Source organism: Marivivens marinus, assembly GCF_035969385.1.
Taxonomy (GTDB): Bacteria; Pseudomonadota; Alphaproteobacteria; order Rhodobacterales; family Rhodobacteraceae; genus SELP01.
Map to the genome: position 1 here is coordinate 168,254 of NZ_JAYKKJ010000001.1, position 20,859 is coordinate 189,112.

General features: G+C 62.5%; 23 protein-coding genes. 11 read left to right on the forward strand and 12 right to left on the reverse strand.

Annotated features, from left to right (window positions below):
• The first annotated feature begins 3 nt into the window (after window positions 1–3).
• From U3648_RS00930 to U3648_RS00970, 9 genes are all read left to right on the forward strand, one after another.
• Window positions 4–1,326 (forward strand): replication-associated recombination protein A, encoded by a 1,323-nt coding sequence (locus U3648_RS00930; protein ID WP_420857364.1) that lies wholly within the window; start codon window positions 4–6, stop codon window positions 1,324–1,326.
• 31 nt (window positions 1,327–1,357) lie between these two features.
• Window positions 1,358–1,735 (forward strand): fluoride efflux transporter CrcB, encoded by a 378-nt coding sequence (gene crcB / locus U3648_RS00935; protein WP_420857365.1) that lies wholly within the window; start codon window positions 1,358–1,360, stop codon window positions 1,733–1,735.
• Complete coding sequence (locus U3648_RS00940) at window positions 1,732–2,787, forward strand: RluA family pseudouridine synthase (protein ID WP_420857366.1); 1,056 nt, start codon at window positions 1,732–1,734, stop codon at window positions 2,785–2,787. The genes crcB and U3648_RS00940 overlap by 4 nt, the downstream gene beginning before the upstream one ends.
• Window positions 2,780–3,457, forward strand: a complete 678-nt coding sequence (locus U3648_RS00945; RefSeq protein ID WP_420857367.1) for an HAD-IA family hydrolase — start codon at window positions 2,780–2,782, stop codon at window positions 3,455–3,457. Before U3648_RS00940 ends, U3648_RS00945 begins: the two co-directional genes overlap by 8 nt.
• Entirely contained in the window at window positions 3,454–4,170 is a 717-nt protein-coding gene (locus U3648_RS00950; RefSeq protein WP_420857368.1) for an ATP12 family chaperone protein, read from the forward strand. Before U3648_RS00945 ends, U3648_RS00950 begins: the two co-directional genes overlap by 4 nt.
• 214 nt (window positions 4,171–4,384) lie before the next feature.
• Window positions 4,385–5,404, forward strand: a complete 1,020-nt coding sequence (locus U3648_RS00955; RefSeq protein WP_420857369.1) for an amino acid ABC transporter substrate-binding protein — start codon at window positions 4,385–4,387, stop codon at window positions 5,402–5,404.
• Window positions 5,405–5,537: 133 nt separating this feature from the next.
• Complete coding sequence (locus tag U3648_RS00960) at window positions 5,538–6,815, forward strand: amino acid ABC transporter permease (protein WP_420857371.1); 1,278 nt, start codon at window positions 5,538–5,540, stop codon at window positions 6,813–6,815.
• 1 nt (window position 6,816) lies between these two features.
• Window positions 6,817–8,124 carry an ABC transporter permease subunit gene (locus tag U3648_RS00965; RefSeq protein WP_420857372.1) on the forward strand — a complete coding sequence of 436 codons (1,308 nt, stop codon included), beginning with the start codon at window positions 6,817–6,819 and terminating at the stop codon, window positions 8,122–8,124.
• Window positions 8,125–8,136: 12 nt separating this feature from the next.
• The gene (locus U3648_RS00970; RefSeq protein WP_420857373.1) at window positions 8,137–8,928 is read left to right on the forward strand and encodes an amino acid ABC transporter ATP-binding protein; all 792 of its coding nucleotides are present in this window, start codon (window positions 8,137–8,139) and stop codon (window positions 8,926–8,928) included.
• 54 nt (window positions 8,929–8,982) lie between these two features.
• Here the strand turns inward: U3648_RS00970 and U3648_RS00975 are convergent, their stop codons facing one another.
• The 8 genes from U3648_RS00975 to ttcA form a co-directional block, all read right to left on the reverse strand.
• Window positions 8,983–9,489, reverse strand: a complete 507-nt coding sequence (locus tag U3648_RS00975; RefSeq protein WP_420857374.1) for a SixA phosphatase family protein — start codon at window positions 9,487–9,489, stop codon at window positions 8,983–8,985.
• Complete coding sequence (locus U3648_RS00980; RefSeq protein ID WP_420857375.1) at window positions 9,486–10,124, reverse strand: ferredoxin; 639 nt, start codon at window positions 10,122–10,124, stop codon at window positions 9,486–9,488. Before U3648_RS00980 ends, U3648_RS00975 begins: the two co-directional genes overlap by 4 nt.
• Window positions 10,124–10,999, reverse strand: coding sequence for an acetylglutamate kinase (gene argB / locus U3648_RS00985; RefSeq protein WP_420857376.1), 876 nt, complete (start codon window positions 10,997–10,999; stop codon window positions 10,124–10,126). The genes U3648_RS00980 and argB overlap by 1 nt, the downstream gene beginning before the upstream one ends.
• Before the next feature lie 39 nt (window positions 11,000–11,038).
• Window positions 11,039–11,689, reverse strand: coding sequence for a ribosome biogenesis GTP-binding protein YihA/YsxC (yihA, locus tag U3648_RS00990; protein ID WP_420857377.1), 651 nt, complete (start codon window positions 11,687–11,689; stop codon window positions 11,039–11,041).
• Window positions 11,690–11,691: 2 nt separating this feature from the next.
• Window positions 11,692–12,447 (reverse strand): MOSC domain-containing protein, encoded by a 756-nt coding sequence (locus tag U3648_RS00995; protein ID WP_420857378.1) that lies wholly within the window; start codon window positions 12,445–12,447, stop codon window positions 11,692–11,694.
• A complete protein-coding gene (gene yidC / locus U3648_RS01000) occupies window positions 12,447–14,291 on the reverse strand; it encodes a membrane protein insertase YidC (protein WP_420857379.1) in 1,845 nt (614 codons plus the stop codon). The genes U3648_RS00995 and yidC overlap by 1 nt, the downstream gene beginning before the upstream one ends.
• A 172-nt stretch (window positions 14,292–14,463) precedes the next feature.
• Window positions 14,464–15,990, reverse strand: coding sequence for a putative bifunctional diguanylate cyclase/phosphodiesterase (locus U3648_RS01005; RefSeq protein WP_420857380.1), 1,527 nt, complete (start codon window positions 15,988–15,990; stop codon window positions 14,464–14,466).
• A 64-nt stretch (window positions 15,991–16,054) separates the two neighbouring features.
• Window positions 16,055–16,921, reverse strand: coding sequence for a tRNA 2-thiocytidine(32) synthetase TtcA (ttcA, locus tag U3648_RS01010; protein ID WP_420857381.1), 867 nt, complete (start codon window positions 16,919–16,921; stop codon window positions 16,055–16,057).
• A gap of 119 nt (window positions 16,922–17,040) precedes the next feature.
• On the opposite strand from ttcA, the gene U3648_RS01015 reads away from it, so the two are divergent.
• Window positions 17,041–17,985: an alpha/beta hydrolase gene (locus U3648_RS01015; RefSeq protein WP_420857382.1), complete on the forward strand. Its 945-nt coding sequence runs from the start codon at window positions 17,041–17,043 to the stop codon at window positions 17,983–17,985.
• A 44-nt stretch (window positions 17,986–18,029) separates the two neighbouring features.
• Here U3648_RS01015 and U3648_RS01020 read toward each other — a convergent pair whose 3' ends face one another.
• From U3648_RS01020 to rpmH, 4 genes are all read right to left on the reverse strand, one after another.
• Window positions 18,030–18,977: an NAD(P)-dependent oxidoreductase gene (locus U3648_RS01020; RefSeq protein WP_420857383.1), complete on the reverse strand. Its 948-nt coding sequence runs from the start codon at window positions 18,975–18,977 to the stop codon at window positions 18,030–18,032.
• 85 nt (window positions 18,978–19,062) lie between these two features.
• Window positions 19,063–19,284, reverse strand: a complete 222-nt coding sequence (yidD, locus tag U3648_RS01025; RefSeq protein ID WP_129678884.1) for a membrane protein insertion efficiency factor YidD — start codon at window positions 19,282–19,284, stop codon at window positions 19,063–19,065.
• Window positions 19,281–19,676: a ribonuclease P protein component gene (gene rnpA, locus U3648_RS01030; protein WP_420857384.1), complete on the reverse strand. Its 396-nt coding sequence runs from the start codon at window positions 19,674–19,676 to the stop codon at window positions 19,281–19,283. The genes yidD and rnpA overlap by 4 nt, the downstream gene beginning before the upstream one ends.
• 23 nt (window positions 19,677–19,699) lie before the next feature.
• Entirely contained in the window at window positions 19,700–19,834 is a 135-nt protein-coding gene (gene rpmH, locus U3648_RS01035) for a 50S ribosomal protein L34 (RefSeq protein WP_026757035.1), read from the reverse strand.
• Window positions 19,835–20,127: 293 nt separating this feature from the next.
• On the opposite strand from rpmH, the gene U3648_RS01040 reads away from it, so the two are divergent.
• Entirely contained in the window at window positions 20,128–20,859 is a 732-nt protein-coding gene (locus tag U3648_RS01040) for a TVP38/TMEM64 family protein (RefSeq protein ID WP_420857688.1), read from the forward strand.

Genomic DNA, 20,859 nt, shown 5'->3' on the forward strand with positions numbered 1-20,859 from the left:
GCCATGGCAGACCTGTTCGATACCGCGACAAACACCGATACGCCGAAGGGCCCGCGCCCCTTGGCCGATCGGCTGCGTCCACGCACGTTGGCCGAAGTAATCGGCCAAGAACAGGTTTTGGGGCCGGACGCCCCGCTAGGGGTCATGCTGGCATCCGGCTCGCTGTCGTCGCTGATCTTCTGGGGTCCGCCCGGCGTTGGCAAGACGACGATCGCCCGGCTTCTTGCCCGCGAAACCGATCTGCACTTCGAACAGATCAGCGCGATTTTCACGGGCGTGCCAGAGCTGCGAAAGGTGTTCGAGGCGGCGAAGCTGCGCCACCGGAACGGCAAGGGAACGCTCTTGTTCGTGGACGAAATACACCGCTTCAATAAGGCCCAGCAGGACGGGTTCCTGCCGCATATGGAAGACGGGACGATCCTTCTGGTCGGGGCCACGACCGAGAACCCCAGTTTTGAATTGAATGCCGCCCTGCTGTCGCGGTCGCAGGTCCTTGTCCTGACCCGGCTGTCCCTGTCCGATCTGGAGCGGCTGGCGCAGCGGGCCGAAAAGGAATTGGGCCGCGCCCTGCCGCTAGACGGCCCCGCGCGCGAGGCGCTGCTGGACATGGCCGACGGGGACGGGCGCGCGCTGTTGAACCTGATCGAACAGGTCGCGGCGTGGAAGGTCGACGGGAAACTGGGGCCGGACGCGCTGACCACCCGGCTGATGAAGCGGGCGGCGAAATACGACAAATCGGGCGACGAGCATTACAACCTGATATCCGCGCTGCATAAATCCGTGCGTGGGTCCGACCCGGACGCGGCGCTTTACTGGTTTTCCCGGATGCTGGAAGGGGGGGAGGACCCACGGTTCTTGGCCCGCCGCCTGACCCGGATGGCGGTCGAGGACATCGGTCTGGCCGACCCGCAGGCCCAGACGATCTGCCTGCATGCCTGGGAAACCTACGAACGGTTGGGTAGCCCCGAAGGTGAACTGGCCCTGGCGCAGGCGGTGACCTATCTCGCGCTCGCCCCGAAATCCAATGCGGGTTATGTCGCCTATAAGGCCGCCCGCGCAGCGGCGAAGAAAACCGGCTCGGAGCCGCCGCCGAAGCACATCCTGAACGCCCCGACCAAACTGATGGAAGATCAGGGGTACGGGGCCGGTTATGCCTATGACCATGACGCGGAAGACGGGTTTTCGGGGCAGAACTATTTCCCGGACGGGATGAAGCGCGGGGTCTATTACCAACCCGTTGATCGAGGCTTCGAAAGGGATCTGAAGAAGCGGGTCGATTTCTTTGCGGGCCTGCGGGCCAAGCGGCAGGCCAAGGGCCGGAATTGACTCTTGCCCCCCAAAGGGCCAAGGGGTGCGCATGATGACAACACTCCTTTCCATTGCCGCTGGCGGGGCCATTGGCGCCACGGCCCGCTACCTGACCAACACGGCCGTGATGCGCCTTGTCGGGCCGGGATTTCCCTGGGGCACGGTCGTGGCCAATGTGGCCGGATCGTTCCTGATGGGCGTCTTGGTCGTGGTGCTGGCCCATAAGGGCGGCATGCGGTTCGCGCCCTTCCTGATGACCGGGGTTCTCGGTGGGTTCACCACGTTTTCGGCGTTTTCGCTGGACACGATGATTCTGATCGAACGGGGGGCAACGGCGCAGGCGGGGGCCTATGTGATTGGGTCGGTTGTTCTGTCTGTCACGGCATTGGCCGTCGGCATGGTCTTGGCACGGGGGATAGTGGCATGAGTGGCGTTCAGAACCGGAAGATCGGCCCCGATGACGCCGAACAGAGGCTGGATCGCTGGCTGAAGAAACAGTTCCCCCACCTGACACAGGGCCGCATTGAAAAGATGTGCCGCAAGGGCGAGTTGCGGGTCGACGGTGGCCGGGTCAAACCGGCAACCCGGCTGGATGAAGGGCAGACCGTGCGCATCCCGCCGCTGGGCGATGCCGCTGACCAGCCCGCCCCCAAGATGGAACGCAAGATCAAGCCGACCGACGCGCAGATGATCCAATCCTGCGTGTTGTGGAAAGACGAACACATCATCGCGCTCAACAAGCCCTCTGGCCTGCCGTCGCAGGGTGGATCGGGGCAGGGGGACCGCCATGTAGATGCCCTCAGCGAGGCGCTGAAATTCGGTTACAAGGAGCGGCCCAAGCTGATCCACCGGCTGGACAAGGACACCTCTGGCCTTTTGCTGCTGGCCCGAACCGACCGGATCGCCCGCCGCCTGTCCGAGGCGCTGCGGCACCGCAATGTGCGCAAGATCTATTGGGCTGCTGTCGCAGGCACACCGCACCCCCGCGCGGGCACGATCAAGTATGGGTTGGTCAAGGCGCCGGGTCGCGGACGCGGCGGTGAGGGCGAAAAGATGCTGTGCATTCACCCCAAGGAGGTGGAGGCGACCGAAGGCGCAAAGCGGGCGGTCACGGATTATGCCGTGCTGACCTCGCTTGGCACCCGGATGGCCTGGCTGGCCATGGTTCCGGTCACGGGCCGGACGCACCAGCTGCGCGCCCATATCTCCGAAATCGGCCACCCGATCATCGGCGATGGGAAATACGGCGGGTCGGCGCAGGAAAATCAGGGCGATGGCTGGGGCGCTGGCGTGGGCGGCGGCGTGTCGGATGCGAGGCTTCATCTGCACGCGCGGACGCTGATCTTTGAACATCCCATCACCAAGAAGATGATCACGCTCGAGGCGCCACTGCCGCCGCACATGCAGGCCACATGGGACTATGTCGGCTGGGATGTGACCCACGCGCCGCTTGATCCGTTCAACATGCCCGATGAGTAGACTGCGCCTTGTCCTTTTCGATGTCGACGGCACGTTGGTCGACAGTCAGGCGGATATCGTTTCGTCCATGGGGGCGGCCTTCGCGGCAGAAGGGCTGACGCCGCCGTCGCGCGAAGACACCCTTTCGATCGTGGGTCTGTCCCTGCCGGTTGCGATGGAACGGCTGTTGCCGGGCGTGGAACCGGCGCGGCGCGACCGGATGGTCGAAGCCTATAAAGACACCTACGTCGCCCTGCGGCAGGCGGCCCCGGTGGAAGAGACAAGCCCGCTGTATCCGGGCATCCGCGAGGTGCTGGACGCGCTGTCCGCCGATCCCTGGACGTTGATCGGTGTGGCGACCGGGAAATCCCTACGCGGATTGACCAAGCTGATCGAAGGGCATGGGCTGGACCAGTATTTCGTGACCCGACAGGTGGCCGATCACCACCCGTCCAAACCCCACCCGTCGATGGTTCTTGCGGCCCTGTCCGAAACCGGCGTGGGTGCCGGGGATACGGTCCTGATCGGGGATACGACTTTTGATATGGATATGGGCCGGGCGGCCGGGGTTCGCACGATCGGGGTTGGCTGGGGCTACCATCCGGCGGAAGGCTTGCAGGCGGACGCCATCGCAAGGACGGCGGCGGACCTGCCCGGCCTGATTGCAGAGGTATTGGAGCACGCGAGATGAGCAACTGGAAACCAAAGCGGTTCTGGAAAGAAGCCACTGTCGTCAAGGCCGATACGGGTTGGCAGGTCCTTCTGGATGGGCGGCGGGTGCGGACGCCGGCCAAGGCGGCCCTGTCGGTGCCGACCCGCGCCTATGCCGAGGCCGTGGCCGCCGAATGGGATGCCCAGTTGGAAGAGGTCGACCCCGCGACCATGCCGGTGACCCGGTCAGCCAATGCCGCCATCGACAAGCTTTCCATCCAACGGGAAGAGGTCATCGACATGCTTGCTGCCTATGGCGAGACGGACCTTCTTTGCTATCGCGCAACGGACCCGCAGGAACTGGTCCTGCGTCAGGCAGAGCGATGGGACCCTGTCCTTGCCTGGGCCAACGCTCGATATGGGGTCGCGCTGCGGCCGATTTCGGGGGTCATGTTCGCGCAGCAACCCGTCGATAGCCTGCCCCGCCTGCGCGAGGAGATCGCGAAATTCGATTCGTTCTCTCTGGCGGCGTTCCATGATCTCGTCGCCCTGTCGGGGTCTCTTGTGCTCGGGCTGGCGGTGACGTCGGGTCAACTTGCTGCGGATACAGCATGGTCGCTGTCCCGGCTGGACGAGGATTGGCAAGCAGAGCAGTGGGGCGTCGATGACGAAGCGGCCGAGGCCGCAGCGATCAAACAAGAGGCATTTGCGATGGCGGCCAAGGTTTTCTCTTTGGCCAGTTCTAAGGCATAGCGGGAAGATCGGCTGCGATTCGAGGCAAGCAAAGGCTGATTTCCTGATGAACGGTGGGTTAATTCGAGCCGGCGCACTTGACCATCCGGTATGAATCCGAACACTCTATGTCCTGTTGAGAGGGGAGAAACTTCTCAAGTATCGCCACCGTTTGAACTGAACGGAAGATAACAGCCGCCTCGAGCGAGGGGCGGAAACTCAGGAAGAGGTAAAAATGAAAAAATCCGTAATCCTCGGCGCCCTGACCGTTGCTGGTCTTGCTGCCGGTGCTGCCTCGGCGGCCACTCTTGATGACGTGCGCGCTCGCGGCAAGCTGAACTGCGGCGTCACCACCGGCCTGACCGGCTTTGCAGCCCCCGATGCGAACGGCGTCTGGGAAGGTTTTGATGTCGGCGTTTGCCGCGCTGTTGCTGCCGCCGTTCTGGGCGACGCGACCGCCGTTGAATTCGTTCCGACCACCGGTCAGACCCGCTTTACCGCTCTGGCTTCGGGCGAAGTCGACATGCTGGCCCGGAACACCACCTGGACCTTCTCGCGCGACGTTGACCTGAAGTTCGAATTCACCGGCATCAACTACTACGATGGCCAGGGCTTCATCGTGCCGCGTTCGCTCGGCGTGTCTTCGGCCAAAGATCTGGACGGCGCGACCGTCTGCATCCAGACCGGCACCACCACCGAACTGAACCTCGCGGACTTCTTCCGCGCCAACAACATCAGCTATGAACCGGTGCCGATCGAAACCAACGCCGAAGGTCAGCAGCTGTACCTGGCCGGTTCCTGCGACACCTATACCACCGACGCGTCCGGCCTTGCCGCGACCCGCGCCACCTTCGAGAACCCGGGCGATCACGTGATCCTGCCGGAAATCATCTCGAAAGAGCCGCTGGGCCCGCTGGTTCGCCACGGCGACAACGAGTGGGGCGACATCGTGCGCTGGACCCTCAACGCTCTGGTTTCCGCCGAAGAGCTGGGCGTGACCTCGGCCAACGTTGCTGAACTGGCCGCTGGCCCGACCGGCAACCCCGAAGTCAACCGTCTGCTTGGCACCGAAGGTGAACTGGGCGCCATGCTCGGCCTCGAGGCCGACTGGGCCGTCAAGGCAATCGCTGCCGGCGGCAACTACGGTGAACTGTTCGAAACCAACATCGGTGAGAACACCCCGATCGGTCTGGCTCGTGGCCTGAACGCTCAGTGGACCGAAGGTGGCCTGATCTACTCGCCGCCGTTCCGGTAAGTTTCAAAACGGAAAAGGGCGCGGGGTGACCCGCGCCCTTTTTCCAACAAGACGAAGCACGCAGTCCCACAACACAAGGGTCACGCCGGATCAACCGGTGGACCGCACCAAGGGACGCCGGGGAGAGACATCAATGACGACCCTATCCGACCCGCCGAAACCGGGTTTTCGGCCTAGTCAGCTTATCTACGACACGCGCTACCGATCGATGACGATCCAGACCGTCGCTTTCATCCTGTTGATGGCGGCGATCTTCTGGCTCGTGTCGAACACGATCGAAAACCTCAATGCGCTGGGCAAGGACTTCAATTTTGGGTTCCTTGGGCAGCCTGCGGGATACGACATCAACCAGCGGCTGATCGAATACGACAGTCAGGCCAGTCACGGGCGCGCGGCGCTTGTCGGTATCCTGAACACGCTGCTTGTGGCCGTTCTGGGCTGTGTTGCTGCCACCATCGTCGGTGTTATCGCAGGGGTTCTTCGGCTGTCGAAGAACTGGATCGTGTCGCGGCTGATGTCGGTCTACGTCGAAGGGTTCCGGAACGTTCCCCTGCTTCTGTGGATCGTGCTGATCTTTGCGGTTTTCAACGAATCCACCCCGCAGCCGCGTGATTTTCGTGGTGAAGACCCGGCGGCCTCGATGATCCTTGGGGACACCGTAGCCATCACCAACCGCGGCACCTACATTCCCGAACCGCTGTTTTCCAATGGCCTGGGTGATGTTGACGTAAAGCCGGGCTGGATCTTCTCCGATCTCTATTTTGCGGTCAGCATCGACCTTGTGGTGATCGTCATGACGATTGTCGCCAGCATCCTGCTGATCCGGCTGAACAATCAACGGGCACACCGCATTCAGAACGCAACCGGGGTCCGACCGACAACCTGGTGGGTCAATCTACTTGTGTTCTTCGTGCCGCTTGGGGCGCTCTTGTGGGTGCTCGGGTTCCACCTTGGGTATCCCGAACTGAAGGGGTTCAACTTCTCTGGCGGCACCCATATCCGCAATTCTCTCATGGCGTTGTGGCTGGCGCTGACCCTTTATACCGGCGCCTTCATCGCTGAAATCGTCCGGGGCGGTATCCTTGCCATCAACAAGGGCCAGACCGAGGCTGCCTTTGCACTGGGCCTGCGTCCCGGCAAAACGATGAACCTTGTCATCCTGCCGCAGGCGATGCGGGTCATCATCCCGCCGCTGATTTCGCAATACCTGAACCTGACAAAGAACTCCTCGCTTGCCATTGCGGTGGGCTACATGGACGTGCGCGCCACGCTGGGCGGCATCACCATCAACCAGACGGGTCGAGAGCTGGAGGGGATGCTTCTTCTGGGTCTGTTCTACCTGATCCTCAGCTTGCTGATTTCTGGCGGGATGAACCTCTACAACAACAGCGTCAAGCTGAAGGAGCGGTGATATGAGCAATACCAATCTCAGCTACGTCCGCACCGAAATGCTGCCCCAGCAAGAACCGCCGCTGGCGGAAAAGGGGGTGTTCAAATGGATGCGGGAAAACCTGTTCAGCTCCGTTGTGAACACGTTGCTGACAATCGCATCGCTGATCGTGATCTACGTCGTGGTCTCGACCCTCGCACCTTGGTTGCTGAATTCCGTCTGGGACGCAGACAGCTTGACCGAGTGCCGTGAAATCCTTGCCGCCCATGAGGTTGAAGGACATGGCGGCGCCTGTTTCGCGGTTCTTGGCGATCGCTGGCACCAGCTCGTCTTTGGCTACTACCCGTCCGAGCTGTACTGGCGTCCCGCGCTTGCGCTGGCGATCTTCCTCGCCGGGCTTGCGCCGGTGCTGTTCACCGGCCTGTCGCGCAAGATGCTGATCCTGACGGCCCTTGCCCCCTTCGCGGCCTTCTGGCTGCTGTGGGGTGGGTCGATCTGGCTTCCTGTGACGGTGGCGCTGGGTTTCGTCCTTGGGTTTGTTGTGCTGAAGGTGCTGGCCCCCGTGATCGGAACGCTTGCAGGAACGGTCCTGACCATCCTTGTGCCGATCCTGTACTGGCTGTTCCTTGCCGGCCCCTTGGGCAGTGGGCTGGGCAACGCAGTCCCGATCGGGATCGAGTTCGTCGAATCCCGCGCCTTTGGGGGCTTTATGCTCTCGGCTGTGATCGGGCTTTCGGCCATCGTTCTGTCGCTGCCGCTTGGCATTCTTCTGGCACTTGCCCGCCAGTCGAACTTGCCGATCATCAAGTATACATCGGTTACTTTCATCGAGGTGATCCGGGGTATCCCGTTGATCGTCTGGCTGTTCACGGCGCAGCTTCTTCTGAACTACTTCCTGCCGCCGGGGACCAACTTTGACCTGACCCTGCGGGTGATCATCATGGTGACCTTCTTCTCTTCGGCCTACATCGCCGAGGTGATCCGGGGCGGCCTGGCCGCCTTGCCGAAGGGACAATACGAAGGGGCCGACAGTCTCGGCCTGAACTACTGGCAGTCCATGCAGTTGATCGTCCTGCCGCAGGCGCTGAAGATTTCGATCCCTGGGATCGTGAACACCTTCATCGGCCTGTTCAAGGATACCACGCTCGTCGTGTTCATCGGCCTGTTCGACCCGCTTGGGATCGCGTCGGCCATCCGTGCCACCACGGATTGGAACGGCGTCTATTGGGAACTGTTCATCTTCATCGGCCTGATGTTCTTCATCGCCTGCTTCAGCATGGGCCGTTACTCACTATTCCTGGAGAAGAAACTCCAGCGCGAACACCGTTAAGGGAGACCAGCAATGTCTGAACTTGCTATCGAACGTGAAATCGACCGCAGCCACATGCAGGTCTCTGACGAGGTTGCGATCCAGATCACGAATATGAACAAGTGGTATGGAACGTTCCACGTCCTGCGGGATATCGACCTGACGGTCTACCGCGGCGAACGGATCGTGATTTGTGGCCCGTCCGGGTCTGGCAAATCCACGCTGATCCGCTGCATCAACCGGCTTGAGGAACATCAGGCCGGGCAGATTGTGGTGGATGGCACGGAATTGTCGTCGGACCTCAAGAACATCGACAAGATCCGGTCCGAGGTCGGCATGTGCTTTCAGCACTTCAACCTGTTTCCGCATCTGACGATCCTTGAGAACTGCACGCTGGCGCCGATCTGGGTCCGCAAGGTGCCGAAGAAGGAAGCCGAAGAAACGGCGATGCACTTCCTTGAAAAGGTGAAGATCCCCGATCAGGCGCTCAAATATCCCGGCCAGCTTTCGGGTGGTCAGCAGCAGCGTGTGGCCATCGCCCGGTCGCTGTGCATGAAGCCGCGGATCATGCTGTTCGACGAACCGACCTCGGCGCTTGACCCCGAGATGATCAAGGAGGTTCTCGACACCATGATCGAACTGGCCGAGGAAGGCATGACCATGCTGTGCGTCACGCACGAGATGGGCTTTGCCCGGCAGGTGGCGAACCGCGTGATCTTTATGGATCAGGGCCAGATCGTCGAACAGAACGAGCCGGAATCCTTCTTCAACAACCCGCAGTCGGACCGGACCAAGCTGTTCCTCAGCCAGATCCTGGGTCACTAAGCGATTGCAATGAGCGACAAGGGCGGGCCGTCTGGCCCGCCCTTTTTCGTTGTCCTAACCAATCAGGTCACGGGGGGTCGTGAAATCCACCACCTGCCCGGTGCCGGGGCGCACATCGGCCCAGCTGTCTGCGTCAAAGTCAAAGATGGCCGTCGCCGCGGTTGGATAGTCGAAGAACCGGGGATGGGCCGGGGGCGTAGCCGGCAGGCCAGAGGCGAAATCCCCGATACCCGGATTGTGCCCAACCATCAGGACCGTATCGGCCCCGGCCATGGCCAGCGTTGCCAGCATCCGGGTTGCGGGCGCATGGTAGAGCCGGTGGAAATACTCCTCCCCAGGCGGGTCGGGCAGTTCCGCCGCGATCAGCGCCCAGGTTTCGGCCGTTCGCGCGGCATCGGAACACAGCACTTCCCGCGGCAGGTAGCCATTGCTGGCCAGCCATTTGCCGATCGCTGTGGCCGAGGCCCGGCCGCGTGCATTCAGCACCCGTGCATGGTCTTCGGCAAAGGGATCGTCCCAGCTTGATTTCGCGTGGCGGGTCAGGATCAGGCGCAGGGTCATCGGTGAAACCGTCCCATATGATAAGCGGATTGTTCGGGGAGCCGCCGGTCCTGCCCAACCGGGCAGGCGCGGCGCACAAGGCAGCCCCGGGTCAGGCAGTTCGCCCCCTCTGCCGCGTCCAGATGCGTGTGACATGCAGGCACGTCATAGCCCGCGTCCGTCAGGGCGCCCACGGGGCAGGCGGCAAGGCAGGGCTGCGTGCAGGTATCGCAGGGCCGGGTTTCGGAGACGGCGGGCAGGGCATGGGGCAGGGCGATGGCGCCCCGAAAGGAAATGAACAAGCCCGCCACGTCGTGGACCAGCAGGTTTACCGGCGAGGCCCAGCAGCGCCCGCTTTGCAGCGCCCATGTGAAGAAGGGCGCATAGGGCGGCCCGTCGCTGGGGAAGATCGCAGTGCCACCAAGCGTCTGCGACAGACTGCCGATGATCCGCTTGGACCAGCGGTCAATCGGGTCGGCCTGCCCGTCCTGCCATTCGGTGCTGTCGGTTATCCCGGGCCAGAAGGCGGGTTCGTCCGGGGCCAGAAGGATCAGGCTTTGCGTGCCCTTGGGCAGAGACCCGACCCCGGTCACGACCCCGGCCACCATCAGGTGGTTGCGGGCAGCCAGGGCCTCGATCTCGGCCAGCGGGGTCATCACCGGCGGGGCTTTACGCTTGGTTCCGTGGACCGGATGATCGACCCGGCGCCGTGTTCGGTGAACAGTTCAAGCAGCGAGGCATTGGGCAGTCGCCCGTCAAGGATGACCACGGCGCGCACGCCGTCTTCGATCGCCTTGAGCGCGGTTTCGGTCTTGGGGATCATGCCGCCCGCGATCACGCCCTTGGCGGTCATGTCGCGCACCTGATCGGGGGTCAGCTGGGTCACCACCTCGCCGCTGTCGTCCTTCACACCCGCGACGTCCGTCAAAAGCAGAAGACGGTCTGCTTTCAACGCCCCGGCAATGGCACCGGCGGCGGTGTCACCGTTGACGTTGAAGGTTTCATTGTCGGCCATACCGGTGGCGACGGGGGCAACGACCGGGATGATCCCAGCATTGAAGAGGTCACGCAGCACCTGAACGTTCATTTCCACAGGGCGCCCGACAAACCCCAGTTCCGGATCATCGGCCTCGCACACGATCATGTCGTCGTCCTTGCCAGACAGGCCCACGGCGCGGCCACCCTGATCGTTGATGGCCTGCACGATGCGCTTGTTCACAAGGCCGGACAGGACCATCTCAACCACTTCAACGGTGGCCTTGTCGGTGACGCGCTTGCCCCGCACAAAGTTCGATTCGATCCCCAGTTTGCCCAGAAGATCGTTGATCATCGGGCCGCCACCGTGGACGACGACCGGGTTCACGCCGACCTGTCGCATCAGCACGATGTCACGGGCAAAATCAGCCATGGCCTTGTCGTCGCCCATGGCGTTGCCGCCGAATTTGATGACGACGACCGCGCCGGAATAGCGCTGCAAATAGGGCAGCGCTTCGGAAAGGGTGCGGGCGGTGGCGATCCAGTCACGGTTCATGTTCTGCGTCCTCACGGGCGTCTTGTCCTTGTTCCTGCGCTAGTCCAGCGCGGCGATGATAGCGCGAAGCGTCTCGATCCCATCGCCTTTTTCCGAACTCGTCAGGACGATTTCGGGATAGGCGGCGGGATGGCGGTTCAGGGCCGCGCGGGTCTTGGTCAGGCTGGCATCCAGTTCCGATTTACGGACCTTGTCGGTCTTGGTCAGCACCGCCTGAAAGGCCACGGCGGATTTGTCCAGCAGGCTCATGATCTCTTCATCGACGGGCTTTACCCCGTGCCGTGCGTCGATCAGGACGAAGGCGCGGCGCAGGGTCGGCCGGCCCGACAGGTAGGATTTCAAAAGCCGCTGCCATTTTTCGACAACGGCCACCGGCGCATTGGCAAAGCCATAGCCGGGAAGGTCCACCAGATACCGTTCGTCGCCCAGCCCGAAAAAGTTGATCTCTTGCGTGCGGCCCGGCGTGTTCGATGCCCGCGCCAGTCCCTTGCGCCCGGTCAGCGCGTTGATCAGCGACGATTTCCCGACGTTGGATCGCCCGGCAAAGCAGAACTCGATCCTATCGGCCGGGGGCATCCCGGACATGGCCACGACACCTTTCAGGAAATCGCAGGGCCCGGCGAACAGCTTGCGCCCGGTTTCCAGTGCGGCATCGCTTGGGGTTTCCACCTCGGGAAAGGGGAGTTGCATGGTCAAAGAACCTCCAGCGGGTCGCCAACCCGGATGTCGCCACCCGTGGTGACCTCGGCATAGACCCCGAAATTACGGTGGCCCCAGCCGTCTTCCAATGTGCCCAGCGTATCGGTATCGCGCTTGCCCGTCACGGGGTTCGCGGCGGTGTGCAGGCAGCGCACCACCTCTTCGCGGATGGTCAGGACCGCGGCGCCGATCCGGATGCTTTTCCCGATCCACTCTCGTTCTTCCCATGGGGCAAGCCCGTCAACCCAGATGTTGCCGCGCCAACGCTCTTCTTCGATCGGGCGGCCCAACCGCTGTGACACGGCCCGGTGTGAGGCCCGGTTCATAATCGTGACCGATGGGAAATCGGTATCTGTCCAGCCGCGGCCGCCCTTGCTGCGGACAATGGCAACCGGGCGCGCCCGGTCAGCGGGACACAGCGGCGCGGTCCAGGCGGTAAGGGTGCTGCTGGCGCCGAGCGCGTCGGGATCAAAAGTAAGGCTGCCAAGGTCCTGATGGGTCAACGTGATCTGCCCGGTGGCTTCGTCGAACTGGGCGGTGATCCCGGCCAGGCCCGGGGTCCGGGTGCCGATCATGAAATTCTGACAGGAGATCCAGCCGCTTTCGGGGTCGTCGCGCGTGTTGTCATGGGTCACGGCCCATGTCCTGTCCCAGGGCATGGCCTGACCGGCGGTCAGACTGACGCCGGTCAGGGGCTCGCGCCCATGGCTCTTGATCGGGTGCCGCCACAGCGCGGCGACAGCCGCCATCACTTGTCGCCCGGCTTCTTGGTGCTGTTCGCCGCCGCCTGCGCCGGCTTGCGGCGGAAGCTGGCGATGATGTTGCCGAAGACGTCAGGCTTATGCCCGTGGCTGCGCATGATCGTGTATTGCTGGATGAAGGTGATCACGTTGTTGGTGATCCAGTACAGGACAAGCCCGCTGGCAAAGCTGCCCAGCATGAACATGAAGACCCAGGGCATCCAGGCGAAGATCATCTTTTGCGTCGGATCGGTGGGCGCCGGGTTCAGTTTCTGCTGAAGCCACATGGACACACCCAGCAGGATCGGCAGGATGCCAAGGCTGAAGATTTCAAGGAACCCAAGGTTCGGCACGCTGTAGGGCAGGATGCCGAACAGGTTGAAGATGGTCGACGGATCGGGCGCGGACAGGTCCTTGATCCAGCCCACCCAGGCCGCCTGGCGGATCTCGATGGTGTTGAAGATCACCTTGTAAAGCGAGAAGAAGATCGGGATCTGGATCAGGATCGGCAGGCAGCCCGAGGCCGGGTTCACCTTGTTGTCCTTATACAGTTTCATCATCCCCTGCTGCATGGCCTGCCGGTCTTCGCCAGCGCGTTCCTTCAGCTTCTCCATCTCGGGCTGAAGTTCCTTCATCCGCGCCATGGAGACGTAGGATTTATAGGCCAGCGGCAGCACGATGATCTTCAGCACAAGGGTCAGCGCCATGATCGCCCAACCCATGTTGCCGATCAGCCCGTTCAGCCAGTGCAACACGGCGAAAATCGGTTTCGTCAGGAAGAAGAACCAGCCCCAGTCGATGGCGTCGATGAAGCCACGTACGCCTTCTTCGCTTTGGTAGTGGCGAATGGTTTCCCATTCCTTGGCCCCGACAAACAGGCGGGTCGCAACGGATGCAGATGCGCCAGCCTCAACCGCCTCGACCGGCATGACGGCCTCTGCCTGGAACAGTTCCCGGCCCTCGAAATAGCGAGAGTTGGATTGGAACGGCGTGCCTTGCGCCGGGATCAGTGTGGTCAGCCAATAGTGGTCGGTATAGCCGATCCAGCCGTCCTCGGCGACCTCGATCCGCTCCATCTGGCTGCCGTTCACTTCGGAATAGTCTTCGATGTTGCTGTATTTCTGGATGTCGAGCGTGCCGTCGGAAAGGCGCACAAGGCCTTCGTGCACGACAAAGATGCCGGTCAGGTTGTCCGGGCGCGTCACACGGCGGATCAGCCCGTAGGGCCGCAGGCTGGCCGCCGCGCCGCTGGCGTTCTCGACATCCTGCGTGATGGTGAACATGAACTGATCGTCGATCTCATAGGTCTGGCGGAAGATCAGCCCGGCGCCGTTGTCCCAGATCAGCGTCACGGGGCTGTCCGGGGTCAGGGTGTCGCCGCTTTCAAGGGTCCAGAGCGTATCGGGGGTGGGCACGGCAGAGCCGTCCACGCCATCGACCGCGGCCCACCCGAAGGCGGTGTAATAGGCGTCATTTTCGCCCACCGGTTTCAGCAGGCGGACAGTGTCAGAGTTTGGGTCCAGTGTTTCGCGGTATTGCGACAGGTAGACGTCGTCGATCCGGCCGCCAAGAAGCGAGATAGAGCCAGTCATCTCGGGCGTTTCGATCGCGATGCGCGCGGCTTCGGCACCGGCCGTCTCCGCTGCTGCCGGTTCGGTCCCGGGGCTGGTGCCGGCCTCGGCGCTGGCCGTCGGGGTCAGGGCATCGCCCGCATCCGGGGTGACGGTGACACTGGCCGCATCCTCTCCGGTCGGGGTGACCGGGGTTTCCGGGGGAAACAGCCAGAACCAGACAAGGATTACGAGGAAGCTGAGCCCGGTTGCGAGGATGAGGTTCTTGTTCTGATCGTCCATCAAAGCCGCCATAAGGTATGGATAGGTCAGGCCGGTTCAACAGGCCGGAACCCCAAAGGTCAAGCGGTTTTCAGGGAAATCGGGGGCAAATGCCCCGGGGGCGGCGTTTGGACGCCGGACGGGCATCCGGCACCGGCGCGGGCCGCACGCAGCGCGGACGCTGGTGGCGAAATCAGATCGCTTTGCGGCGAAAGGGAATCGCCCCCGACAGGCGTGCGCTGTGGCCGGAAATCCAGGCATCGACGTCTTCGGGGGGAAGCGGGCGGGCAATCCCGAAGCCCTGCAGGTGGCCGCAGCCCAGCTTGGCCAGCATCGCTTGTTCTTCGGGGGTTTCGACCCCCTCCGCCAAGGTATCAAGCCCCAGCCTTTCGGCCATGGTCAGGATCGCAGAGACCATTTTCTGCTGCTCGGGGTCAGCGTCGATATTCGTGATGAAGGACCGGTCAATCTTGATCCGTTCGATCGAAAAGTTCCGGATCGAAGTGATGGAGGCATGGCCGGTTCCGAAATCGTCGAGGTCGAGGCTGCAGCCAAGGCGCGACAGGGACTTCAGGTTGCGGAGCACGATATCTTCGGCATGGTTCGCGACGACGGTTTCCAGCACCTCGATTGCCAGCCGTTCGGCCTGCAGGTTGAAGCGGTCCAGTTCCCAGGCGATCCTGTCGACCAGTCGCGGATCGCGCAATTCCTCGTTCGAGAAATTGACGCCGACGCGGGGAATGTTGAACCCTGCCTCGTCCCAGCGGCGCAGCGCGGTCAGGGCGTCGTAGACCATGATTTCGCCCAGCTTGTCCATCAGCCCCGCTTGTTGCAATGCGGGCAGGAATTCGACCGGCGGGATCAACCCGCGTCCGGGGTGTTGCCATCTTGCGAGAGTCTCAAAGCCGGTTATGGCCCCGGTGCGGGACGAAACCTGGGGCTGGAAAAAGGCACGGATTTCGCCGCGCTCCATTGCGGCGGCGACATGATCGGTAAGTTCGTTGCGGCTGCTGATCCGGCTTTGCATCGCTTCGGAAAAACTGCGAATGGCGCCGGGGGCATAGCGCTGCGCCTCGATCAGGGCGCTTGTTGCGCTTTGCAGGAGGTTCTCGGGCGTCGGGTTGGACAGCCGCGATGCAAGGCTGAACCCTATGGAAGCGGTGACATAAACGTTGGCGCCGTCGATGGCGATCGGTTGGGCGACGGCCTGTTGCACCCGCGCGGACAGCTGGATTGCAACCTCAAGGTCAAGGCGCCGGACCGGGCAAAGCGCGATCGCGAATGTCGGCCCTTCCAGGCGCGCGGCAAGATCCGTATCGCGCAGCACCGAAGTAACCCGGTCGGCGGTTTCGCGAAGGATGCGTTCGATCGCCGCCCGATCGTGCCTTTCTTCCAAGAGCTTGAACCGGTCGATTTCCAGAACGAGCGCACCCGTCACCCGCCCGGTTTTCGCGCCACGGTCCAACCCGTTCCTGAGCTTGTCGATGATTGCTTCGCGTTGAGCCAGCCCTGTGACCTTGTCGATTGCGCCGCTGGAAAGCGCCAGATCCGATGGGGCAGCCACGGCCAGAAGGATCGGCACCACGACCGCCGCCACCGCCACGCCCGCAGGTCCGGCCGCCAGATAGGCCCCAAGAAACGTCAGGGGTAGGAATGCGAGTAGATGGGGACGACGCAGCGCGCGAAGGGGGAATAACAGGTTTGAAGCAGGGCTTGCCATTGTTCGGCCTTTTCGGGTCGGTCGTGATTACCTGAACCCTAGGGGCCGAAAACTGAGGGGTCTGTTAACGCAATACAGGAATGTCGGAAGAATTTTCCGATTTTCCTTTGGATATCGTCAACGCTTTAAAGTCGAAGATCGCAGGGTCGAGCAGGTGCGATGGCCTTGTGTTCATCAGGGCGCGGAACATCTTTTGCCGCCGACCGGGGGCGTTCTTTTCCCAGCCGTCAAGGATCGCCTTTACCTGCTGCCGTTGCAGCCCGTCCTGCGATCCACACAGGTCGCAGGGGATGATCGGATAGTTCATCGCCTTGGCGAACTTCTCGCAATCGGCCTCGGCCACATGGGCCAGCGGGCGATAGACGAAGAGGTCGCCTTCCTCGTTCACAAGTTTCGGCGGCATCGTCGCAAGGCGCGATCCGTGGAACAGGTTCATGAAGAAGGTTTCAAGGATATCGTCGCGGTGATGTCCGAGAACCACTGCCGAACACCCTTCTTCCCGCGCAATCCGGTAAAGGTTCCCGCGCCGCAGCCGGGAACACAGCGCGCAATAGGTCCGTCCCTGCGGGACCTTGTCGACGACGATGGAATAGGTGTCCTGATATTCGATCCGGTGCGGGACGCCCATCTTTTCAAGGAACTCCGGCAACACGGTCGATGGAAACCCCGGTTGCCCCTGGTCAAGGTTGCAGGCCAGCAGGTCCACCGGCAGCAGGCCGCGCCACTTCAGTTCATAGAGGATGGCCAGAAGGGTATAGCTGTCCTTGCCGCCCGATAGGCAGACGAGCCAGCGCGCATCCCGCTCGATCATCCCGTATTGGTCAATCGCCTCGCGCACGTTCTGGACGATCCGTTTGCGCAGCTTCTTGAACTCCGTCGATTTCGGAGCGCCGTGGAACAGCGGATGGATGTCATCAAGATCGTCAAGCATGGCGCGGGATTAGTGCAGTTGGGGCGTTCCGGCAAGGGGCGGCGGCAGGGGCCGGAATACCTGACTAGGCGGTTGGGGCAAGAACCTGCATTCTGGGATCAAAATGGGGGGACCGACCGATGGACTATGTTTTCTGTGTGCGCAGTATCAAGAACGGGGCGTTCGGGGACGAGCCGGGCGCGACCCATTTCCTAAAGGTTCCGTCCGGCAAGTCGCCCGATCCGGCCCATAAGATCGCCAAGTCGACATGGTTCAAGGAGGTGCAGCAGATTGCCCGCCACGGACCGCAGGACAACGGCCCGGTCGGGGATGTGTTGATCTATGTTCACGGGTTCAACACGCCGCAGGACGTGATGATGGAACGGCACCGCAACCTGCGCGCCGGGCTGGAGGCGCTGGGCTATGAAGGGGCGGTGATCAGTTTTGACTGGCCCTGCGCCTCGACCGCGCTGAATTATCTGGAGGACCGGACCGACGCCAAGATGACCGCGATCCGGCTGGTGGACGAAGGCATTGCCGCCTTTGCCGCGATCCAGCGGCCGGACTGCCGGATCAATGTGCATCTTATGGCGCATTCCATGGGCAGCTATGTGGTCCGCGAGGCATTCGACGACGCGGACGACCGCCCCGGCGTTGCGGCGCACAGCTGGTCGGCCAGCCAGGTGATTTTGTGCGGGGCGGATATCTCGGCCGGGTCGCTGGAGGACGGGAATGCGAAATCGTCGTCGCTCTACCGGCATTGCGTCCGGCTGACCAATTACTTCAATCCCTTTGACGATGTCCTCAGCTTGTCCAACGTCAAGCGGGTTGGCGTTGCGCCGCGCGCAGGCCGGGTCGGGGCACCGGCGAATGTGCCGCGCAAGGCCGTAAACGTGAACGTGGGCAATTGGTATGATGCGCGCAAGGCGAACTTTGGCGGCGTGAAAAGCGCGCCGCACACATTCTATTTCTATGACCCGGATTTCCTGCGCGATGTCTTGTTCACCCTGCGGGGCGATGTCGACCGCAACCTGATCCCCGGACGTGCGATGGGGTCCGAGGGGAATCTCGTGCTTTTGCCGTGACGTCGGGGGCGCAGCCGAAACCGTCGGCTGCGCCGGATCTGGGCCTAGCGACCGGGGGGGACCACCTCGTAGCCCGGCTCTTCCGGTTCGTCGTCGATCAGTTCCATCGGGAACCCGTCGGCCAGAACCTTGAGCCCGGTCGCTTCTTCCAGTCGTTCGACGATCTTGTCCGATTGCGCGCGGGTGCCATAGCGTTTCTGCCCGTCGGTCATGATCTCGATCATCAGGGGCGAGATTTCGAGGGGAACGTTGTGATCGTCTGCAATCTTCTGGAACAGGCCGATGTCCTTCTGGACAAGGTCCATGGTGAAATTCACGTCGCGCGATCCCGACAGGATCAACTGGCTTTCGGTTTCATGAACGAAAGAGGTGCCCGAGCTGATCTTGATCGCCTCGTAGGTGGTCGCCATGTCGAGGCCCGCCGCCTTCATCGTCACCAGCGCCTCGCACAGGGTCAGAAGGTTCGCGGTGGCAAGGTAATTGGTCATCACCTTAAGGATCGAAGCGGTACCGAGATCGCCGGTGTGCAGGACGCGGCGGCCCATGACCGTAAGGAAGGGCAGGATGCGTTCAAAGGTGTCGCGCGGGGCGCCACAGAAGATCGAGATATTGCCGGTGTCCGCCCGGTGGCACCCGCCCGATACAGGGCATTCAACGGCGGTGCCGCCGCGCGCCTCGACCTCTTTTGCAAGGCGCTGAATCTCGCTGGCGTCGGTGGTGGACATTTCCATCCAGATCTTGCCGGGGCCGACCTCGGGCAGCATCTGGGTGACGACCGCATCGGACGCGGCGGGCGAGGGCAAACAGGTGATGACCGCGTCGCAGACCCGCATCAGTTCGGCCGGGCTATCCGCCGATTTCGCGCCGCGGGCAACGAAACTGGCGACCTTTTCGGCGTCCAGATCGTGCACCGTCAGGTCCATCCCGTTGCGCAGCAGGCTGCCGGACAGTTTGCCGCCGACGTTGCCCAGCCCGATAAAACCAACTTTCATGTATTCCTCCCGTTCGTGGTTGCCCGCACCCGAACAGGGAAAACCGACCGCGTCTAGCCTGTCTGCGCCTCAATCCGCATAGAAATCAGTCTGGCACATTGTCGATGCCGGACCCGCCCAGCGGGTGGCAGCGCAGGATGCGGCGGGCGGCAAGATAGCCCCCTTTGATGCCGCCGTGTTTTTCCAGCGCCTCCAGCGCATAGGCCGAACAGGTCGGCTGATACCGGCAGCCGTGCCCGACCCATGGCGAAAACACCATCCGGTAGAACTTCACCGGCAGCGACAGGGTCCAGGCAAGGGGGCTCATCCGTGCACCTTCTCAAGCGCGCGGATCAAATCATCCTGCATCTGGGCAAAGTCATGGGTTGCCGTCACGTCGCGGCGGCCGATCAACACATAGTCCCAGCCGGGACGGGCGTGCACCGGAAGAACCAGCCGGGCAATTTCGCGCAGCCGCCGTTTGGCCCGGTTACGGGCGACGGCATTGCCGACCTTCTTGGAACAGGTGAACCCGATACGGACGGCGGGGACATCGTCCTTGCGGTTCCGGGCCTGAAGGTGAAACGACGGCGTGCCCTGTCGCAGCGCCTGTGCCGCGCGCAGGAAATCGGCCCGCTTCTTCATGACCTCGGGACGAAGCAAAACCGCCGCGGGCGAGGCCCCGGCGGTTTCGGTCTTTTCCACATCCTGCGGTGTCATGTCTGACCCCGCGCCAAGCGGCATTACGCGCTCAGCGATTTCCGGCCGCGGGCGCGACGGGCGTTCAGGATCTTCCGGCCGGCCTTGGTGGCCATGCGGGCGCGGAAACCGTGGCGGTTCTTGCGAACCCGGTTCGAGGGCTGGAACGTGCGCTTCATCGCGTCTCTCCGTATTCATCGTTGGGGCCGAACCAATCAGATTCGAGGCCCGGGGCATTCGAAGCCCTGCCAATAAGGCGGCACCGGCAGGCTGTCAACATAGGTGGCGGGGAAATCCTGCAACAATTGCCGATTCCGCCCGCGCCGATTGTTACAGGAATGGTCGCGTGGCCTGCAATTCCTGAAACAGCCGTTCACCACCTATCACCGAATGGTGAGGAGGCTTCCCGTGCTGGACCTTGGCGGTCATCTAGGGCCCTATCAAACAACACGCAGGACAGAACATGGCCGAGATGACAAACCCGACCGAGCCCACCCAACATCCCTTGCTGCGGCGCTTGCCGCTGATCGCCATCGCTGCCGCTGCGGTCTTGGGGGCGATCTACCTGCGCGATTACCTGAGCTTCGAGGCGCTGCGCGACAACCGCGAGGCGTTGATTGCGTTCCGGGATGCCAACTATGTCCTGACGGTTCTGGCGTTCATCGCCGCCTATGTCGTCATCGTGGCCTTCTCACTTCCCGGGGCGACCATCGCCACGCTGACCGGCGGGTTCCTGTTTGCGACATTCCCCGGCGCATTGTTCAACGTCACCGGGGCCACGATCGGCGCTGTGCTGATCTTCCTTGCGGCCCGCTGGGGACTGGGCGACCGGCTGGGCGCGAAACTGGAAGGGTCGGACGGCGCGGTGAAGCGAATCAAGGACGGGATCGACGAAAACCAGTGGTCGATGCTGTTCCTGATCCGACTGGTCCCTGCGGTGCCCTTCTTTGTGGCGAACCTTGTCCCGGCCTTCCTTGAGGTGCCGCTTTACCGCTTTGTCGTGTCCACCTTCCTAGGGATCATTCCCGGTGCAGTCGTCTATACCAGCGTGGGTGCGGGACTGGGCGAAGTCTTCGCACGGGGCGAGACCCCGAACCTTGGGATCATTTTCGAACCCCACATCCTGTTGCCCATTCTTGGCCTGTGCCTGCTGGCGGCCCTGCCCATCGTGATCAAGGCCGTGTCGGCCCGGAAAGGAGCCTGA

Excerpts from the sequence above, each read along its gene's own strand:
- U3648_RS00930 (WP_420857364.1), top strand. The coding sequence starts at position 4 with ATGGCAGACCTGTTCGATACCGCGACAAACACCGATACGCCGAAGGGC.
- crcB (WP_420857365.1), top strand. The coding sequence starts at position 1,358 with ATGATGACAACACTCCTTTCCATTGCCGCTGGCGGGGCCATTGGCGCC.
- U3648_RS00940 (WP_420857366.1), top strand. The coding sequence starts at position 1,732 with ATGAGTGGCGTTCAGAACCGGAAGATCGGCCCCGATGACGCCGAACAG.
- U3648_RS00945 (WP_420857367.1), top strand. The coding sequence starts at position 2,780 with ATGAGTAGACTGCGCCTTGTCCTTTTCGATGTCGACGGCACGTTGGTC.
- U3648_RS00950 (WP_420857368.1), top strand. The coding sequence starts at position 3,454 with ATGAGCAACTGGAAACCAAAGCGGTTCTGGAAAGAAGCCACTGTCGTC.
- U3648_RS00955 (WP_420857369.1), top strand. The coding sequence starts at position 4,385 with ATGAAAAAATCCGTAATCCTCGGCGCCCTGACCGTTGCTGGTCTTGCT.
- U3648_RS00960 (WP_420857371.1), top strand. The coding sequence starts at position 5,538 with ATGACGACCCTATCCGACCCGCCGAAACCGGGTTTTCGGCCTAGTCAG.
- U3648_RS00965 (WP_420857372.1), top strand. The coding sequence starts at position 6,817 with ATGAGCAATACCAATCTCAGCTACGTCCGCACCGAAATGCTGCCCCAG.
- U3648_RS00970 (WP_420857373.1), top strand. The coding sequence starts at position 8,137 with ATGTCTGAACTTGCTATCGAACGTGAAATCGACCGCAGCCACATGCAG.
- U3648_RS00975 (WP_420857374.1), bottom strand. The coding sequence starts at position 9,489 with ATGACCCTGCGCCTGATCCTGACCCGCCACGCGAAATCAAGCTGGGAC.
- U3648_RS00980 (WP_420857375.1), bottom strand. The coding sequence starts at position 10,124 with ATGACCCCGCTGGCCGAGATCGAGGCCCTGGCTGCCCGCAACCACCTG.
- argB (WP_420857376.1), bottom strand. The coding sequence starts at position 10,999 with ATGAACCGTGACTGGATCGCCACCGCCCGCACCCTTTCCGAAGCGCTG.
- yihA (WP_420857377.1), bottom strand. The coding sequence starts at position 11,689 with ATGCAACTCCCCTTTCCCGAGGTGGAAACCCCAAGCGATGCCGCACTG.
- U3648_RS00995 (WP_420857378.1), bottom strand. The coding sequence starts at position 12,447 with ATGGCGGCTGTCGCCGCGCTGTGGCGGCACCCGATCAAGAGCCATGGG.
- yidC (WP_420857379.1), bottom strand. The coding sequence starts at position 14,291 with ATGGACGATCAGAACAAGAACCTCATCCTCGCAACCGGGCTCAGCTTC.
- U3648_RS01005 (WP_420857380.1), bottom strand. The coding sequence starts at position 15,990 with ATGGCAAGCCCTGCTTCAAACCTGTTATTCCCCCTTCGCGCGCTGCGT.
- ttcA (WP_420857381.1), bottom strand. The coding sequence starts at position 16,921 with ATGCTTGACGATCTTGATGACATCCATCCGCTGTTCCACGGCGCTCCG.
- U3648_RS01015 (WP_420857382.1), top strand. The coding sequence starts at position 17,041 with ATGGACTATGTTTTCTGTGTGCGCAGTATCAAGAACGGGGCGTTCGGG.
- U3648_RS01020 (WP_420857383.1), bottom strand. The coding sequence starts at position 18,977 with ATGAAAGTTGGTTTTATCGGGCTGGGCAACGTCGGCGGCAAACTGTCC.
- yidD (WP_129678884.1), bottom strand. The coding sequence starts at position 19,284 with ATGAGCCCCCTTGCCTGGACCCTGTCGCTGCCGGTGAAGTTCTACCGG.
- rnpA (WP_420857384.1), bottom strand. The coding sequence starts at position 19,676 with ATGACACCGCAGGATGTGGAAAAGACCGAAACCGCCGGGGCCTCGCCC.
- rpmH (WP_026757035.1), bottom strand. The coding sequence starts at position 19,834 with ATGAAGCGCACGTTCCAGCCCTCGAACCGGGTTCGCAAGAACCGCCAC.
- U3648_RS01040 (WP_420857688.1), top strand. The coding sequence starts at position 20,128 with ATGACAAACCCGACCGAGCCCACCCAACATCCCTTGCTGCGGCGCTTG.